Source organism: Rhodococcus sp. PBTS 1, assembly GCF_001620025.1.
In the GTDB taxonomy this organism is placed as follows: Bacteria; Actinomycetota; Actinomycetes; order Mycobacteriales; family Mycobacteriaceae; genus Rhodococcoides; species Rhodococcoides kroppenstedtii.
Window position 1 is genome coordinate 1,287,839 of sequence record NZ_CP015219.1, and the last position, 16,188, is coordinate 1,304,026.

Genomic DNA, 16,188 nt, shown 5'->3' on the forward strand with positions numbered 1-16,188 from the left:
TGGAATCGGCGGGATGCGCCCGGTCGGACCGATCACGCGGTTCGGACGAGGCATCACACTAAACCCGTCGCCATGTGACCCGTCACGGGTCCCGGTGGACGGCCGACGCCGGGATGAGACGCTGGAGCCCATGAGCAGCGTGCAGGTGGCGGACCAGACGTTCGTCGCAGCCCCTCCCGCCGCCATCGCGGCCGTCGTCGGCGACCCCCGGCGGTGGCGTGCATGGTTCCCGCGCCTGGCGGTGACGGTGACCGACGATCGCGGGAACAAGGGCGTCCGATGGTCCGTCGCGGGCGAGTTGGTGGGCACGATGGAGGTCTGGCTCGAGCCGTCCCTCGACGGCGCGATCCTGCACTACTTCCTGCACGCCGAACCCACCGATCGGACGGCATCCGCCCCCGCGCTCGATCGCGCCCGACGGGTGGCGGGCAAGGCCATGTCGTTCGAGATCAAGGCCATGCTCGAGGCCGGGCGGGCGCCGGGTGAGCCGCCCCGCCACACCGCCTCGGCACCCGGAACCGACCCCGGCGTCAGGAGCTGACGGTGGCACCGTCGATCATGGTGCCGACGCCGCGATCACGCGCGCGCGGAAACTAGGGGCACGCATGGCAGACAAGACCACGAAATCCATCGTCGTCGGTGGGACGCCCGCTGCGATCATGGCGGTGATCGCGGACTTCCCGGCCTACCCCGACTGGGTGGAGGCGGCGAAGTCCGTCGAGGTGCTCGAGGACGGTCCGAACGGACGCGCCCGCCGCGTGCGGTTCGTGCTCGACGCCGGCATGGTCAAGGACACCTACGAACTCGAATACGACTGGGCTGGTGACGAGTCGGTGTCGTGGCGGTTGGTCGAGGGCCAGATGCAGAAGTCGCAGGAGGGCTCCTACCGGCTCGCCGACCGCGGGGACGGCAGCACCGAGGTCACCTACGAACTCACGGTCGACCTCGCGATCCCCATGATCGGCCTCTTCAAGCGCAAGGCGGAGAAGGTCATCACCGACACCGCCCTGAAGGAGTTGAAGAAGAGGGTCGAGGGCTGACCGCCGCGGCGCCCGGATCGCCCGCTCGGCTCACCTTCGTGGTGGGGCCGGGTGGGGCCGGCAAGTCCACCGTGGCCGCGGCCCTGGCGACCCGGCTTCGTCGTCTGGGGGCGCGCGTCGTGCTCACCTGCCTCGACGGGCACGACCCGGCGACCCTGCTCGGGACCGGCGCGGACCTGCCCGAGGCCGTGCGTCTCGACGCGTCGGGCCTCGTCGAGGAGCGATACCGCACCCTCGCCGCGCTGGCCGCGGGCGGCCACGACCACGGCGCCGGCCCGTCCCTGCCCGACGCCGAGGAACTCACCGGAGTTCCCGTCGCGGAGACCGTTGCCGCCCTCGCCGAGGTGGTCCGTCTCGCCGACCGGGACGACGTCGACCACGTCGTCGTCGACGGCCCGTCCGCGGGGGAGTGGGTGGACGTCGTCGCCACGCCCGCGTCGGTGGCCGGTTACCTCGACCGGATCTGGCCGCAGCACGCGCGGGTGGTCGCGGCGACGAGCGGCGATCTGCGGGCCGCGGTGTTGGTGCAGGTGGTGGATCGGATCGCCGAGACGGTGACGCGGATCGGCGCCGCCCTGGGCGATCCGGATCGGACCGACGCGCTGGTCGTCGCCGCTCCTCACGCCCGGTCCGTCGCCGGGGCCCGAGACCTGCTGGCGTTGACCGTGTTCCACGGCGTCGCCGTGAGCGGGCTGGTGATCGACGGGGTGCAGCCCGATCTCGGAGGGGCCGTCCCGACGTCCGTGCTCGGCACCCACCCCGCCGTCTACTGGGCCGAGCGCCGACGGGCCGAGCATCTCGCCGCCGTCCGGGACGCCGAGCTGTCCCTACCGGGGGTGCGCATCGGCGTCGTGACCGAGCACCCCGGCGAGCCGGTAGGGTCGACGGCTCTGGCGGCCGTGGCCGACGAGATCGGCGACGTGGTCCCGCGCGGGCCGGGATCGGTGCCGGCGCTGACGCCGCGGACCGAGCACGAGTCGGGCACCGGTCTCGACTCGGTGTACGTGATGAGGGTGCCGCTGCCCTACGTGGACGCGTCCACGGTGGCGGTCGGACGCGTGGAGGACGACATGATCGTGAGTGCGCAGGGAGCGCGACGTCGGCTGCGGCTGGCGTCGGTTCTGCGCCGCTGCACGGTCGTCGGGGCCGCGTTCGACGCGGGTGTCCTCACGGTGCGCTTCACGCCCGACGCCGCCGTCTGGCCGGAGAACCTCGCCACACCCGTCCCGACGACGCCGGGGACCGGGGATGGCTGACGAGCGCGAGACCCGCGACCTCGTGACCGAATTGCGCATCCTCGCCGAGCTCGTGATCGACCGGGTCGAACCGGCGCTGCGCCGACTCGACGACCCCGAGGCGCCGCACTGGGACGGCTGCTCCTGGTGCCCCCTCTGCGCCCTGGCCGCGGCGCTGCGAGGCGAACGGCACGACCTGCTGAGCCTCGTCGCCACCGAGTTCGACGCCCTGGCCGCCGTCGTGCGGGCCTACCTCGACGACCATTCCTCGACTGCTGCCTCGACCTCGGCCCGACCCGCGTCCCCTGCCGCGCAGACGACGGACGCCGACGAGTCGGGGACCGGCGGTCCCGGCGCGTCGACGCCGTCGGTTCGCCCCGGCGGCTACCAGCCGATTACCGTGACGACGACGTCGCAACCCGACCGGGAGCGCCCGACGCCGCCGACGCAGTGAGGACCGAGCACGACAGTGAGAAACCAGGGCCACGGAGCCAAGCCGCTGACCATCGGAATCGACGTGGGCGGCACGAGCATTCGCGCGTCGGTGGTCGACGTGGACGGGCAGGTTCTCGACAGCACCCAGGCCCCGACGCCGCAGGAGTCGCGCGCGCTCGAGAACGGCATCGACCGCGCGGTGCGTGAGCTGGCGAGCCGCCACGACATCGCCGCCGTCGGACTCGCCGTCGCCGGGTTCATCAATTCCGACCGCACCGTCGTGCGGTTCGCGCCGCACCTGCCGTGGATCAACCGGCCGGTCGCACGCGAGATGACCGAACGCCTCGGCATCCCGGTCATCCTCGAACACGACGCCAACGCGGCGGCCTGGGCCGAGCACCGGTTCGGTGCCGCAGCGGGCGGCGGCAACGTCGTCATGATCGCGATCGGCACCGGCATCGGCGCCGCCCTGCTGATCGACGGCAAGCTCTACCGGGGCAGCTACGGCATCGCGCCGGAGCTCGGTCACCTGCAGGTGGTGCCCGACGGCCGTCAGTGCGCGTGCGGCAAGCGCGGATGCTGGGAGCGGTACTGCAGCGGAACGGCGTTGGTGGACACCGCGATCGAGCTCCTCGCGGCGAATCCGCGGGGCTCGACGGTGCTGGCGCGAGAGGCGTTCCTCGACCCCGGATCCCTCACCGGCCGCCGCATCGCGGGCGCCGCGCAGGACGGGGACCTGGTCGCCATCGAGACCATGTCGGAGTTCGCGCGCTGGCTCGGCATCGGCCTCGCGCTGGTCTCGGACGTCTACGACCCCGACCGCATGGTCATCGCCGGCGGCGTCGCCACGTCGTCGGCGCTGTTCCTCGACACCGCCCGCGAGCACTACGCGGCGCAGATCACCGGGGCCGGGCACCGTCCGCTCGCGCGCATCCGCGGCACACAACTGGGGGAGGCCGCGGGCATGATCGGCGCCGCCGAACTCGCCCGCGTGGAAGTGGGCGCGTCCCGCGGATGACCGCACGGTAACGGCCGTGTGAGATGTGTCCGACCGCACGCCGGAACTGTGGCTGGTGTCATAAACCGGCGGTAGAGTCGTGACGCGTAACGCTCGGTGATCGCCGCGGATCTCGAGGCGGCTGTTCGACGAAAGGCGTATCGGGAATGTGGTACTGGACCTTCAAGTACGTCCTCCTCGGTCCGCTGCTGCACCTGTTGGGGCGGCCGAAGGTCGAGGGGCTGGAGAACATTCCGGTCGACGGTCCGGCCATCCTGGCCAGTAACCATCAGGCCGTCCTGGACTCCTTCTACCTGCCCCTGGTGGTCCCCCGCCGCATCACGTTCCTGGCCAAGAGCGAGTACTTCACCGGCCGGGGTGCGAAGGGCCGCTTCCAGCGCTGGTTCTTCAGCTCCGTCGGCCAGGTCCCGATCGACCGCACCGGAGCTTCCGCTGCCCAGGACGCGCTCGACGCCGGTCTGCGCGTTCTGCGGAACGGCAAGTTGCTCGGCATCTACCCGGAGGGCACGCGGTCGCCGGACGATCGGCTGTACAAGGGCAAGACCGGCATGGCGCGGTTGGCCCTCGAGAGCGGCGTGCCCGTCATCCCCGTCGCCATGATCGGCACGGCCAAGATGAACCCCATCGGCTCGAAGCTTCCGCGCCCCACCAAGGTGGGCGTCCGGATCGGCAAGCCGCTCGACTTCTCGCGTTACGAGGGGATGGCGGGCAACCGCTTCGTCGAGCGCGCCGTCACGGACGAGGTCATGTACGAGCTGATGAAGCTCGGCGGCCAGCAGTACGTCGACGTCTACGCCGCCAGCATGAAGGCCACTCCGGAGTCGGCCACACCGGTATCGGACGCTGCGGCCGGTGCCGACGGCGCCGCGCGCATTCCGGACAGCCGCGCGGGATAGTCGGCGGCGGCCTACCGCTCCGCGATGGTCTCGCGCCGCGGCAGGACGGCCGCCACCACCAGGAATGCCATACCCCACCACACGTACGACGACGCCTGGATCTGATCCCACAGCGGCCAGCTCAGGCCGTCCCATCGGCCCGGGCCGAGGCGCCAATGGGCGGGGTAGTGCAGCACCAGCGCGCCGACCACTCCGAGGGCGGGGAGGGCGACGGACCGGCGGGTGAGGCCGGCGTGGATGCACAGCAGCAGGATCGGCACCGACCACACCCAGTGATGCGACCACGACACAGGTGAGACCAGCAGTCCCAGAACGGCATTGACGCACAGGGCGGTGAGTCGGTCGTGCGCCGCGAGGGCGCGATGCATGGCGACGACGGCGACGATGCCGACGACGGCGCTGCAGGCGATCCAGACCAGGGTGCGGGGCCCGTCGTCCAGTCCGAGACGGGCGAGCATGCCGGTGAGCGACTGGTTGGCGACGTACCCCGGATGGCCGATGCGATCGGAGTCGACGAGCACGTCGGTCCAGTACCGGACGGAGCCGTCGGGGGTGGCGACGAACCCGAGGGCGGTGAACGCGAGGAAGGACACCACCACGGTCGCGGCGGCGCGGAACCGGCGAGCGAGCAGGAAGTACAGGACGAAGACCGCCGGCGTGAGCTTGATGGCGGTGACGAACCCGACGAGCAGCCCGCGCGGCCAGAGGGTGCGGCGGGGGAGCACGTCGAGCACGACCAGGCACATCAGGACGACGTTGATCTGGCCGTAGTCGAACGTCGACCACACCGGCTCCAGCGCGAACGCCGCCGCCGTGCCCGCGGCGGCGACCCACGCGGTGTCGGCCGGGCCGAGGGTGACCAGCGAGCGCACCGTCACGGCGACGGTCACCGCGAGCAGGACCATCGTCATCAGCGTCATGACGGTGGACGCCACGGTCAGGGGGAGCACCGCCATGGGGGCGAAGGCCAGCGCCGCCATCGGGGGATAGGTGAACGGCAGGGGGATGTCGACGCTGGTCGCGGGCAGCACGCCGTAGAGGTCGACGCCGTCGAGCAGCGCGCGGCCGCCGATGCGGTAGACGTCGAGGTCGAGACGATAGATCTCGCCCCACTCGCGCAGCGGCGGCAGGCCGATCAGGTTGAACGCGATGCCGGCCAGCAGGGCGACGACGGTGAGGACCTTGGCCGCCACCACCAGGGGCCGACGCCACCGGGGCGGGTCGCCGACGTCGGCGGTCGGCGCGGGGGAGCTCCGCATGCGTGGTCCTTCCGGGGCCGGCCGATAGGGTGGCCACCGTGCGCTATTTCTACGACTGCGAGTTCATCGAGGATGGTCGCACGATCGATCTGGTCTCCATCGGCATCGTCGCCGAGGACGGCCGTGAATACTACGCGGTGTCGGCGGAGTTCGACCCGGAGCGGGCCGGTCCCTGGGTTCGCCGCAACGTCCTGCCGAAGCTGCCGCCGTTCTCGTCGTCGCTCTGGCAGTCCCGCGCTCGGATTCGCGACGAGATCTTGGACTTCGTCACCGCGGGCGGGGTCGACGACGTCGAGATGTGGGCGTGGGTCGCCGCGTACGACCACGTGGCGCTGTGTCAGCTGTGGGGGCCGATGACGGCGTTGCCGCGGGTGATGCCGCGCTTCACCCGCGAGCTCAAGCAGTACTGGCAGGAGCACGGGTCGCCGGCGCTGCCGGACGCACCGGACGACGCGCACGACGCGCTGGCCGACGCACGGCACAACCTGGCCAAGTTCCGCGCCGTCGAGGCGGCCCGCGCCGCGGGCTGAACCGTCGCCCGACCGGGCTCGGCCCGGAATCGGGACCGTGACCGGTCACCACTATCCTGGTGTCGTGAACTGGACTGTCGACGTTCCGATCGAACGCCTGCCCGAGCTCCCGCCGCTTCCGGAGGCTCTGCGCGAGCAGCTCGCCGCGGCACTGGCCAAGCCGGCCGCGCAGCAGCCGGACTGGCCGGCCGATCAGGCCGAGGCCATGCGCACGGTGCTCGAGAGCGTGCCGCCCATCACGGTGGCCGGCGAGGTCGAGGCCCTGTCCGCCGAGCTGGCCGCTGTCGCGCGCGGCGAGGCGTTCCTGCTCCAGGGCGGTGACTGCGCGGAGACCTTCGTCGACAACACCGAGCCCCACATCAAGGGCAACATCCGCACCCTGCTGCAGATGGCGGTCGTGCTCACCTACGGCGCGTCGATGCCCGTGGTGAAGGTCGCGCGCATCGCCGGCCAGTACGCCAAGCCGCGGTCGTCCGACGTCGACGCCCTGGGCCTGAAGTCGTACCGCGGTGACATGGTGAACTCGCTGGTCGCCGACGAGGCGGTGCGTGCGCACGATCCGTCGCGCCTGGTCCGCGCGTACGCCAACGCGAGCGCGGCGATGAACCTGGTGCGCGCGCTCACCGGCGCGGGCATGGCCGACCTGTACAAGGTGCACGACTGGAACCGCGAGTTCGTGCAGAACTCTCCTGCGGGCGCCCGGTACGAGCAGCTCGCGTCCGAGATCGACAACGGCCTCAAGTTCATGGACGCCTGCGGTGTCACCGACCCGAACCTCAAGCAGGCCACCATCTTCGCTTCGCACGAGGCGTTGGTGCTGGACTACGAGCGGGCGATGCTGCGCCTCGACAACGACGACGAGCACCCCAAGCTCTACGACCTGTCCGCCCACTTCCTGTGGATCGGTGACCGCACCCGTCAGCTCGACGGTGCGCACATCGCGTTCGCCGAACTGGTGTCGAACCCGATCGGTCTCAAGATCGGGCCCACCACCACGCCGGAGATGGCCGTGGAGTACGTCGAGCGGCTGGACCCCACCAACAAGCCGGGGCGTTTGACCCTGATCTCACGCATGGGCAACGGCAAGGTCCGCGACATGCTGCCGGCGATCGTGGAGAAGGTGCAGGCCACCGGTCATCAGGTGATCTGGCAGTGCGACCCGATGCACGGCAACACCCACGAGGCTTCCACCGGGTACAAGACCCGCCACTTCGACCGCATCGTCGACGAGGTGCAGGGATTCTTCGAGGTCCACCGCGAGCTGGGCACCCACCCGGGCGGCATCCACGTCGAGCTCACCGGGGAGAACGTCACCGAGTGCCTCGGCGGCGCCCAGGACATCTCGGACCTCGACCTCTCCGGCCGCTACGAGACCGCGTGCGATCCCCGCCTCAACACCCAGCAGTCGCTCGAACTGGCGTTCCTGGTCGCGGAGATGCTGCGCGGCTGAGAGCACCGGGCCGCTGCTCTGCGACGGCACTGTCCTAGGGCAGCGACACCAACGTCACGGTCCCTCCCGGCGCGACGCGCTCGGAGGGACCGGGCGTCTGCGAGATCACCAGTGATCGATCGGTGCGGGTGACCTGCCGAACCCGCACGTCGAGACCGAGCCGTTCGAGTTCCTCCCGCGCGGAACCGACGGTCCGGCCGAGCAACGACGGCACGGGGACGGCCGTCGACACCCGCAGCGTCACGGCGGTCCCGGCCGTCACGCCGGTCCCGGCCGCCGGGTCGGTGCCGACGACGGACCCCCGGTCGACGTCGGCGTCGAAGACCTCCTCGACCGCGGCGACCGTGATGCCCACGCGATCGAGCGCGGCCCGCGCGTCCTGCTCGCTGCGTCCGCGCACGTCCGGGACGTCGACCGGCGGCGCGCCCTTGCTGGTCACCACGCGGACCTCGCTGCCCACGGGCAGCACCGTGCCCGGCGCCGGATCGAGGGCGGCGACGTCGCCCCGCGCGGCGGAGCTGCTGAACGCCTCGCCGCCGTCGACGGCGACGAACGTGCGGTCCTCGAGCGCCCCGGCGACCTGGTCGGGCGAGGCGCCGGGGACGAGATCGGGCACCGTGGGGCGTCCCTGCGAGACGAGGACGGTGACCGTCTCGCCCCGCCCGATGCGGGACCCCGCCGGCGGGTCGGTGCCGAGCAGGCGGTCGGTGGGCGCGTCGTCGGTCCACCGCCCCTCGACGGTGGGGGACAGATCCGCGGCCTCGATCGCGGACACCGCCGACGTCCGGTCGAGTCCGTCGACGGCGGGCACCGCGGTGAACCGACCCGAGCCCGCCCACCATCCGACCGTTCCGAGCACCAGGGCGGCCACCACCAGAATGGCGACCCAGATGGCCGCGACCCGGCGCGACCGCCGACGATCCGCGGCGTAGTCCGGGTAGGCGAACACGCCGCGGCCGGTGGACTCGCCGCCGTTACGGGGCTCGGCCTCCGTGTCGCGCGGGACGGCGGCGGTGACCATCTTGGTGTGCCGGGTGGGGGACGGAGCGCCGATCGACACCGCCGGGCCGGCGCCGATCGACGCCGCCGGCACGGCCACGATGGCGGTGTCGGGGGAGCGCGGCGCCTGCGGAGCGTAGGGCCGGGGAGCGTGCAGCGTCTCGGCGGACAGGTGCTCGGCCGAGCGCGCCGGGGCCGGGACGCGATACGACGGCAACCCGAGTGCGGCGGTCACCGAACGCAGGGCCTCACCCATCGTCCCGGCGTCGCGGAACCGCTCCTCGGGGGCGCGGCGAGTGGCGTCGCGGACGACCGCGTCGAGGTGACGCGGCACCCCCGGAACGATGGAACCCGGTGCGGGAACGTCGTTCTCGACGCGTTGGTAGGCGATGGACAACGACGTGTCGCCGTCGAACGGCGTCCGGCCGGTCAGCATCTCGTACAACAGCACCCCGGCCGAGTAGACGTCGCTGCGGGCGTCGGCGGTGCCCGACGTGACCTGCTCGGGAGAGAGGTACGCCGCGGTGCCGAGGATGACGCTGGCGGAGGTGGTCGTCGCGGCGGCGACCGCGCGAACCAGGCCGAAGTCGGCGATCTTGACGTCACCGTCGTCGGAGATCAGGACGTTCTCGGGTTTGACGTCGCGGTGCACCAGACCGGCGCGATGCGCCACGGCGAGGGCGTCGAGCACCGGTTGGAGCACGGCGACGGCGGCGTGCGGCGGCATCGGACCCCGCTCGCGCAGCAACTCGCGCAGCGTGCCGCCCTCGACCAGTTCCATCACCAGGAACGCGTGGTGGCCGTCGCGCCCGTGGTCGTGGACGGCCACCAGACCGGGATGGTGCAGGCGCGCGACGGCGCGGGCCTCGAACTCGAACCGCCGGACGAACTCGGGGTCGCCGGCGAACTGCGGATCCATCACCTTGATGGCCACGGGCCGGTCGAGACGCGTGTCCAGACCGCGATACACCGTCGACATGCCGCCACGGGCGATGGGAGCGTCGACTCGGTAGCGCCGCTCGAGGAACGCGCCGAGCAGCGACGGACCGGACACGGCCACGGTGGAGCCTCCTGCTCGTCGTCGGAGATGAGGACGGGCCGATCGGGGCCCGTCGTCCGATGGTAGTCAGTCCGAGCTGTGAACTTGGTTCACGACCTCCGCCGTGACTACCGTTGGCGCGGTGAGTGCCATTCCCTACTGCGACGACGTGATCCCCGCCGACGAGCAGGTCGTGCCCCTTCCCGACGTCGCGGCGTCCCTCGGCGTCGCCGTGACGCGTGTGCACCAGATGCTGCGCGAGAACAAGCTCGTCGCCGTGCGCCGCGACCGCGTGGTGGCCGTTCCCGCCGCGTTCCTCGACGAGCAGGGACACCCGCTCAAGCACCTCGCCGGGACGGTGTCCGTCCTCCTCGACGGAGGTTTCGACCACACCGCGATCCTGCGGTGGCTCTTCGAGGACGACGCCAGCCTGCCGGGTCGCCCCGTGGACGTCCTGCACGGCGACCACGCCCGCGAAATCGTGCGACGCGCCCAGGCGATGGCGTTCTGACCGGCCCGGTCGGTGGCGTTCTGACCGGCCCGGTCGGTGGCTTTCTGACCGGCCCGGTCGGTGGCCTTCCGACCGGCCCTCAGGACGCCGTCGGCAGCAGGCGCGCGGCGAGTCCGCGCCCCGCGGCCCGCGCGGCCACGCCGCCGCGCCGACCGTTCCCGACGGTCGAGCGGCGGGACAGCGAGCGGTATCCGTCCCGTTCGACGACCCCCAGAATGTCCCGGTAGAGCGCGAAGGCGACTCGGATGCCCGGCCGGGCCCGCGGCGACAGCAGGTCGATCCCCGGCTCGGCGGTGCGATAGAGCGCGCGGCACGTGGCGATGACGTCCGCGAGCGCGCGCGCGACGCGCGGGTCCACGCTGTCGGTACGACGACACCAGTGCAGCAGATCCTCGTCCACGCCGTAGGCGGCCAGCACGTCGCCGGGCAGGTAGATCCGGTCGCGGGCGAGGTCCTCGCCCGCGTCCCGCACGAAGTTCGTCAGCTGGAACGCCTCGCCGAGGGCCGCCGCGGCCGGCGCGGCCTCGTCCACCGGGCCGACGGTGCCGAGGATCGGCAGCATCTGCAGCCCGATCACCGCCGCCGATCCCCACATGTAGACCCGAAGGTCGTCCAGGGTGGCGTACCGGTCGGTGTAGATGCTCGACGACGGCACGTCCATGCGCATCGAGGTCATGAACGCCGTGAAGTACTCGGCCGGGATGTCGTATCGCCGAGCGGTGTCCACCGCGGCGGCGAGGATGCGGTCGTGGTCCGTGGCGGGCTCACCGGGCGCGGGCGCCACGGCCGCCGGTCCCTCGGCGAGCCCGGCCCGGAACCGCTGGTCGATGCGGTCCAGCAACGCCTCGTCGTCGGCGACGGCCGCGGCGTCGTCGCGCTCGGCGATCATGTCGACGTCGATGATGTCGTCCACCATGCGGGCGTACGCGTAGAGCGCGTGCACGGCCGGACGGCGTTCCGGCGGGAGCAGCCGCGTGGCCAGGAAGTACGTCTTGCCGTGTTCGCGCGCGACCTCACGGGAGACGGCGTAGCCCTCGCGCAGCAGATCCGTCACGTACTGACCTCTCGGGTGGACCGCCGGGTCGACGGCGCGACCGGAACGGTGTCGTGGTGGTCCGCCGCTGCGACGGCTGCCTCCGACGTGTCCGCGGGCAGCGTCGTCTCGGGCTCGGCCTCCGCCGCGAACGCCGGGTCCGGCTCGGGATGGGTGACCGAACGCAGGCGCAGTGGATCGACCTGTCGCAGGGACAGCGCGGCGACGACGGCGGCCACGATGGCCAGCACCACGTGGGGGAAGGTGTACAGCCCGATCGAGCCGTCCGGCTGGAACACCAGCATGAGCCAGGCGGACAGGCCCACCAGCACGGTCAACGTGGTGATGGACATGGTCAGCCCGGCGGCGACGGCGAGCGGCCAGGAGTAGTACCACGGCAGCGCGGCCGGGGACAGGATGACGATCGCCACCAGCGAGACCAGGATGCCCAGCAGCGCACTGCGCTCGGAGTGCCGCGACCGCCACCACGCCGTGACCAGGACGATCACCAGGGCGACGGCGCAGAGCAGGCGGGTGACCTCGAGCACCGGTCCGAGGCGGGCACCGGTGAACCAGCCGGTTCCGACGGTCACGAAGTGGGCGAGGATGGTCGGGAGCGAGAGCCAGTTGATGATCTTCGCCGACCCGCTGAGCGCCGTCAGCCAGCCGATGCCGACGCCGGCGACGGCGGAGGCCACGACGAACACGGCCGCGAACACCGCGAAGCCGATGCCGGCGGTCTTGACGAAGAGCTGCAGGGTGCGCACCTGCCGGGTGGGCTCGCCGCGCTCGCGTCGGGCGTCGTTCTCCGCGCGCAGCCGGGTCCGCTCGTGCTGCATCCAGATCCAGACCAGGAACGGCAGGGCGATGCCCGCCGTCGCCTTGATGGCGACGGCCACCGCCACCAGCCCCATGCCGAGCACGTGGCGGTGGCCCAGGACGGCGGCGATGCCGGCGGTCATCAGACCGACCATGAGCATCTCGTTGTGGACGCCGCCGATGAGGTGGACCAGCACCAACGGGTTCAGCACCGCGAGCCAGAGCGCGACGGCCGGGTCGGCGCCGAAGTGCCGGGCGATGCGCGGCACGGCCCACATGGTCAGCGCGAGCCCCGGCAACATCGTCAACCGCAGCAGCATGGTGCCGGCGATGACGTTGTCCCCGGTCAGGGAGGTGATTCCCTGCCCGAGGAGCAGGAACAGGGGGCCGTAGGGCGCGGTGGTGGTGGTCCAGACGGTGGAGACGTTGTCCAGCAGGATCCCGGGATTGGCGACGGGCCCCACGGCGTACGGATCGAAGCCGTCGCGCAGAAGCGCGCCCTGGGCGAGATAGGAGTAGGCGTCGCGGCTGAACATCGGCACCGCGAGCAGCAGCGGCGCGATCCACACCGGAACCACCCAGCGGAGTCGGGAGACGGTGGTGCGGTGCGCCAGCGTCTCGCGGCCGAGCCGTACCCACGCGGCGATCATGAGCAGGACGCCGATCCACACCATCGCGGTGGACAGCACCAGGCCGTGGCCGAAGCGCAGCCACGACAGGTGCATCTCCTCGAGCAGCGGATCGCGGCGACGGACGGCACCGGATCCGAAGCCGCCGAACGTGATCAGTGCGGCACCGGCGAGACCGACCAGCGTGGCACGGCCCGCTGCACCGGAGAGGAATGCCCGCACACCGCGACGATCGGTGCCCGCGGGGGACCGACCGAGGGAGGGCGTGGACATGTTCCTCCCCGAGTACCTCGACAGCGACGTGTGACGGCCGCGTGCGGCCTGTCGGAGAGTTTAGAGGCAACTCGGGCGACGCCACGCACGGACCGGGCCGACCCGCCGACCCGCGTCCCCCCGTCGCGGTCAGGCCCGCGCGCGACCTGCTGCCGCGTCGATCCGCTGGGCGGCCAGACGTCCGGAGATGAGCACGGTCGGGACGCCGACACCGGGTGTGGTGCCGCATCCGGCCAGCACGACGTTCTCGATACCGGGAACCAGGTTGCGGCGCCGGAACGGGCCCGTCTGGCGGAAGACGTGCGAGGCCGAGAACGGGGTGCCGGCGATCATGCCCTGCGCGGCCCACGTCGTCGGGGTGTCGACGTGGTCGATCACCAGGTGTTCGGCGATGCCGTGGTACCCCCGCCGTTCCATCTCGAGAAGGATCTCGCGCACGTACGGCTCGGTGACCGCGTCCCAGTCGATCGGGGCGGTGTCGAGGTTGGGGCACGGGGCCAGCACGGAGATCGGCTCCTGCTCGACCCCGTCCGTGGTCACGCGCAGGCCCGGATCGGTGAGCGACGTGCGCGTGATCAGCAGCGACGGATCGCTCATGACCGAGCCGCGGCCGCGGCGGGCGGTCAGCTCGCGGAACGTCTCGGCCCACTTCGCGCCGAAATCGATGACGTGATGTGACCGCGAGGACCACGCCTCCGTGACCGACACCGGGACGCGCCCGTGGACGACCACCGCGGACGGCGACGCACGAATCCGTCGACGCGGCGTCCGCACCCCCGCCGTGCCGAGGAGGGCGTCGACGACGGGCAGGTCGGGCGTCAGCACCAGCGCGTCGCACGCGATGCGCTCGCCGCCCTCGAGGACGACGGCGCGTGCTCGGCCCCCGCCCTGTTCGATGCTGCGGACGGTCGCCTCGGTGCGCAGCGTGCCGCCGGCGGTGGTGAAGGCGTCGGCCATCGACTCGGCGATGACCCGCATCCCGCCCTCGGGGAACGTCACCCCGAGCGAGGTGTCCATGTGGGCGATGACGGAGTAGACGCCCAGCGCCTTCGCCGGGGCCACGCCGGCGTAGAGGGCCTGGAACGTGAAGATCCGGCGCAGCCGGTCGTCGTGGACGAAGGCGTCGACCTTGCCGCCCAGCTTCGCGAACCCGCCGAGCTTCAGCAGTGTCAGCGTCTTGCGGAGCGAGGTCGGCTCGGCCACCAGATCGACGGGGGAGTCGAAGTTGCCGCCGACGAAGCGGTCGTACGCGGCGTCGAACATCGACGCCAGCCACCCGCGCAGCCGCCGGTAGCGTGCGGCTTCCTCGGTTCCGCAGGTCCGCTCGACCTCGGCCACCATGCGCTCGGGGTCGGAATGGACGTCGATGCTGGTGCCGTCGGCGAAGCGGGTGTGGTACGCGGGGTGGAGCGGGTGCAGACGCAGAGGCGGAGTGGTCGACTCGCGGGTCGCGCCCACCGCGGCGAGCGCCTCGTCGATCAGATCCGGCATGGTCAGCACGCTGGCGCCGGTGTCGATGCGGTAGCCCGGAGCGGCGACCGACCCGACGCGGCCACCGACGGTGTCCGAGCGTTCGAGCAGGGTCACCTCGCGGCCCGTGCCCCGCAGGTGCAGGGCCGCGGCGAGTCCGGACAGCCCGGCCCCCACCACGACGACGTGATCGGTGGGGCCGGTGACCGTGGCGGCGGTGGACGTCATGTGGTTCTCCTGGTGGCGGCGTGCGCCATGGCGACGAGGCGGTCCGCCGCGTCGGGTGAGATGTCGGCACCGGACAGCGCGGCGAGCGCGGACTCGGTCAGATCGGTGATGCGGCGCTCGACGTTCTCGACCGCGCCCAGCCGGACGAGCAGCTCCCGCATCTCGTCCACCATCGCCGGGGTGAGGTCGGTTCCGAGTCCGGTGCGGATTGTCTCGGCGGCCGCCGGGTCGTCGCGATCGGCGACGTCCAGCGCCGCCGCGATCAACACGGTTCGCTTGCCCTCTCGCAAATCGTCACCCGAGGGCTTGCCCGTCACCGCCGGATCGCCGAACACGCCCAGCAGGTCGTCCCGCAACTGGAACGCGATGCCGATGTCGGCGCCGAAGGTGCGGTAGACGTCCAGCAGCGCGGCGTCCGCGTTCGCCAACGTGCCGCCGATGAGCAGGGGTCGTTCCACCGTGTACGCGGCGGTCTTGTAGCGGTCGATCCGCAGCGCGGCGTCGAGCGAATCGTCGCTGCGCGCCTCCACCGCGATGTCGAGCAACTGGCCGCCGAGAACTTCGGTGCGCATCGCCGACCACATCGGACCCACGCGGCGCGCCGTCTCGATCGGCAGGTCCGCCTCACGGATCAGATCGTCCGCCCAGCACAGCGCGAGATCGCCCAGCAGGATCGCCACGGCCTCGCCGAACGCGGCCGGATCCCCGATCCACTCCGACCGGCGATGACGTTCGGCGAAGGTGACGTGGACGGTGGGGAAACCGCGTCGGGTCAGCGAGGAGTCGATGATGTCGTCGTGCACCAGGGCGCAGGCCTGAACGAACTCGAGGGCCGAGCAGACCTGCAGGACCGCGTCGGCGTCGGGTCCGGACGGATCGCCGCCCGCGCCGAGCCAGCCGGTCCACGCGAACGCCGGCCGGATGCGCTTGCCGCCGCGCAGGACGAACGAGCGGAGCTCCTCGACCGCCTCGGTGTAGACGGGACCGACGCTGTCGACCGTGGCGCGTCGAGAATCGACGAAGGAGTCCAGGACGGACTCCACGGCGCTCACGAACGACCCGCGGGGCCAGTCGGCGCGGTCGCCGACGAGGGGGGCGGAATCACCCGCGCGCGCGTGATCGACGCCGGTGGTCGGGAGAGATGCGGCAGACAGGGTTTCCTCCGGGAGCACGCAGGGACGAAAGAGCACTCGAGGCCCGCACCGGTGAACGGAGGCGGACGCACGGCGGGACAGGACCTCGCCTGCCCGCACTCTAGTGCTGATTCGGACACCCCCGCGTCGACAGACGACCCCCACACGCCGGCCCGCTCGAGGGGCCGGTC

General features: G+C 71.9%; 15 protein-coding genes. 9 read left to right on the top strand and 6 right to left on the bottom strand.

The features are described 5' to 3' along the window. Nucleotides 1–130 precede the first annotated feature (130 nt). From A3Q40_RS05795 to A3Q40_RS05820, 6 genes are all read left to right on the top strand, one after another. On the top strand, nucleotides 131–541 hold the full coding sequence (locus A3Q40_RS05795; protein WP_068100398.1) for a polyketide cyclase / dehydrase and lipid transport: 411 nt from the start codon (nucleotides 131–133) through the stop codon (nucleotides 539–541). A 64-nt stretch (nucleotides 542–605) separates the two neighbouring features. Continuing rightward, complete coding sequence (locus A3Q40_RS05800; RefSeq protein ID WP_068100399.1) at nucleotides 606–1,040, top strand: SRPBCC family protein; 435 nt, start codon at nucleotides 606–608, stop codon at nucleotides 1,038–1,040. Between the two features lie 38 nt (nucleotides 1,041–1,078). Further along, nucleotides 1,079–2,296 (top strand): ArsA family ATPase, encoded by a 1,218-nt coding sequence (locus A3Q40_RS05805; protein ID WP_069972906.1) that lies wholly within the window; start codon nucleotides 1,079–1,081, stop codon nucleotides 2,294–2,296. After that, entirely contained in the window at nucleotides 2,289–2,729 is a 441-nt protein-coding gene (locus A3Q40_RS05810) for a hypothetical protein (RefSeq protein ID WP_068100402.1), read from the top strand. The genes A3Q40_RS05805 and A3Q40_RS05810 overlap by 8 nt, the downstream gene beginning before the upstream one ends. Before the next feature lie 15 nt (nucleotides 2,730–2,744). Further along, a complete protein-coding gene (locus A3Q40_RS05815) occupies nucleotides 2,745–3,728 on the top strand; it encodes an ROK family protein (RefSeq protein WP_068100404.1) in 984 nt (327 codons plus the stop codon). Between the two features lie 146 nt (nucleotides 3,729–3,874). Continuing rightward, a complete protein-coding gene (locus A3Q40_RS05820; RefSeq protein WP_068100405.1) occupies nucleotides 3,875–4,624 on the top strand; it encodes a lysophospholipid acyltransferase family protein in 750 nt (249 codons plus the stop codon). Between the two features lie 11 nt (nucleotides 4,625–4,635). Here the strand turns inward: A3Q40_RS05820 and A3Q40_RS05825 are convergent, their stop codons facing one another. Next, nucleotides 4,636–5,883 carry a glycosyltransferase 87 family protein gene (locus A3Q40_RS05825; protein ID WP_068100406.1) on the bottom strand — a complete coding sequence of 416 codons (1,248 nt, stop codon included), beginning with the start codon at nucleotides 5,881–5,883 and terminating at the stop codon, nucleotides 4,636–4,638. A 38-nt stretch (nucleotides 5,884–5,921) separates the two neighbouring features. On the opposite strand from A3Q40_RS05825, the gene A3Q40_RS05830 reads away from it, so the two are divergent. Together A3Q40_RS05830 and A3Q40_RS05835 are read left to right on the top strand one after the other, a co-directional pair. After that, nucleotides 5,922–6,413: a polyadenylate-specific 3'-exoribonuclease AS gene (locus tag A3Q40_RS05830; RefSeq protein WP_068105361.1), complete on the top strand. Its 492-nt coding sequence runs from the start codon at nucleotides 5,922–5,924 to the stop codon at nucleotides 6,411–6,413. A 64-nt stretch (nucleotides 6,414–6,477) separates the two neighbouring features. Then, nucleotides 6,478–7,863 (top strand): class II 3-deoxy-7-phosphoheptulonate synthase, encoded by a 1,386-nt coding sequence (locus A3Q40_RS05835; RefSeq protein WP_068100408.1) that lies wholly within the window; start codon nucleotides 6,478–6,480, stop codon nucleotides 7,861–7,863. A gap of 34 nt (nucleotides 7,864–7,897) precedes the next feature. On the opposite strand, the gene pknB is transcribed toward A3Q40_RS05835, so the two are convergent. After that, entirely contained in the window at nucleotides 7,898–9,922 is a 2,025-nt protein-coding gene (pknB, locus tag A3Q40_RS05840; RefSeq protein ID WP_068100410.1) for a Stk1 family PASTA domain-containing Ser/Thr kinase, read from the bottom strand. A gap of 121 nt (nucleotides 9,923–10,043) precedes the next feature. Here pknB and A3Q40_RS05845 point away from each other — a divergent pair, with 121 nt between their 5' ends. Beyond that, nucleotides 10,044–10,412, top strand: a complete 369-nt coding sequence (locus A3Q40_RS05845; RefSeq protein WP_068100414.1) for an Rv2175c family DNA-binding protein — start codon at nucleotides 10,044–10,046, stop codon at nucleotides 10,410–10,412. 79 nt (nucleotides 10,413–10,491) lie between these two features. Here A3Q40_RS05845 and A3Q40_RS05850 read toward each other — a convergent pair whose 3' ends face one another. From A3Q40_RS05850 to A3Q40_RS05865, 4 genes are all read right to left on the bottom strand, one after another. Then, the gene (locus A3Q40_RS05850) at nucleotides 10,492–11,466 is read right to left on the bottom strand and encodes a phytoene/squalene synthase family protein (protein ID WP_068100417.1); all 975 of its coding nucleotides are present in this window, start codon (nucleotides 11,464–11,466) and stop codon (nucleotides 10,492–10,494) included. Continuing rightward, nucleotides 11,463–13,166 carry an alpha-(1->6)-mannopyranosyltransferase A gene (locus tag A3Q40_RS05855; RefSeq protein WP_082833776.1) on the bottom strand — a complete coding sequence of 568 codons (1,704 nt, stop codon included), beginning with the start codon at nucleotides 13,164–13,166 and terminating at the stop codon, nucleotides 11,463–11,465. The genes A3Q40_RS05850 and A3Q40_RS05855 overlap by 4 nt, the downstream gene beginning before the upstream one ends. Before the next feature lie 129 nt (nucleotides 13,167–13,295). Next, on the bottom strand, nucleotides 13,296–14,864 hold the full coding sequence (crtI, locus tag A3Q40_RS05860; RefSeq protein ID WP_068100419.1) for a phytoene desaturase family protein: 1,569 nt from the start codon (nucleotides 14,862–14,864) through the stop codon (nucleotides 13,296–13,298). After that, nucleotides 14,861–15,916 (bottom strand): polyprenyl synthetase family protein, encoded by a 1,056-nt coding sequence (locus A3Q40_RS05865; RefSeq protein WP_068105363.1) that lies wholly within the window; start codon nucleotides 15,914–15,916, stop codon nucleotides 14,861–14,863. Before A3Q40_RS05865 ends, crtI begins: the two co-directional genes overlap by 4 nt. Between the last annotated feature and the right edge of the window lie 272 nt (nucleotides 15,917–16,188).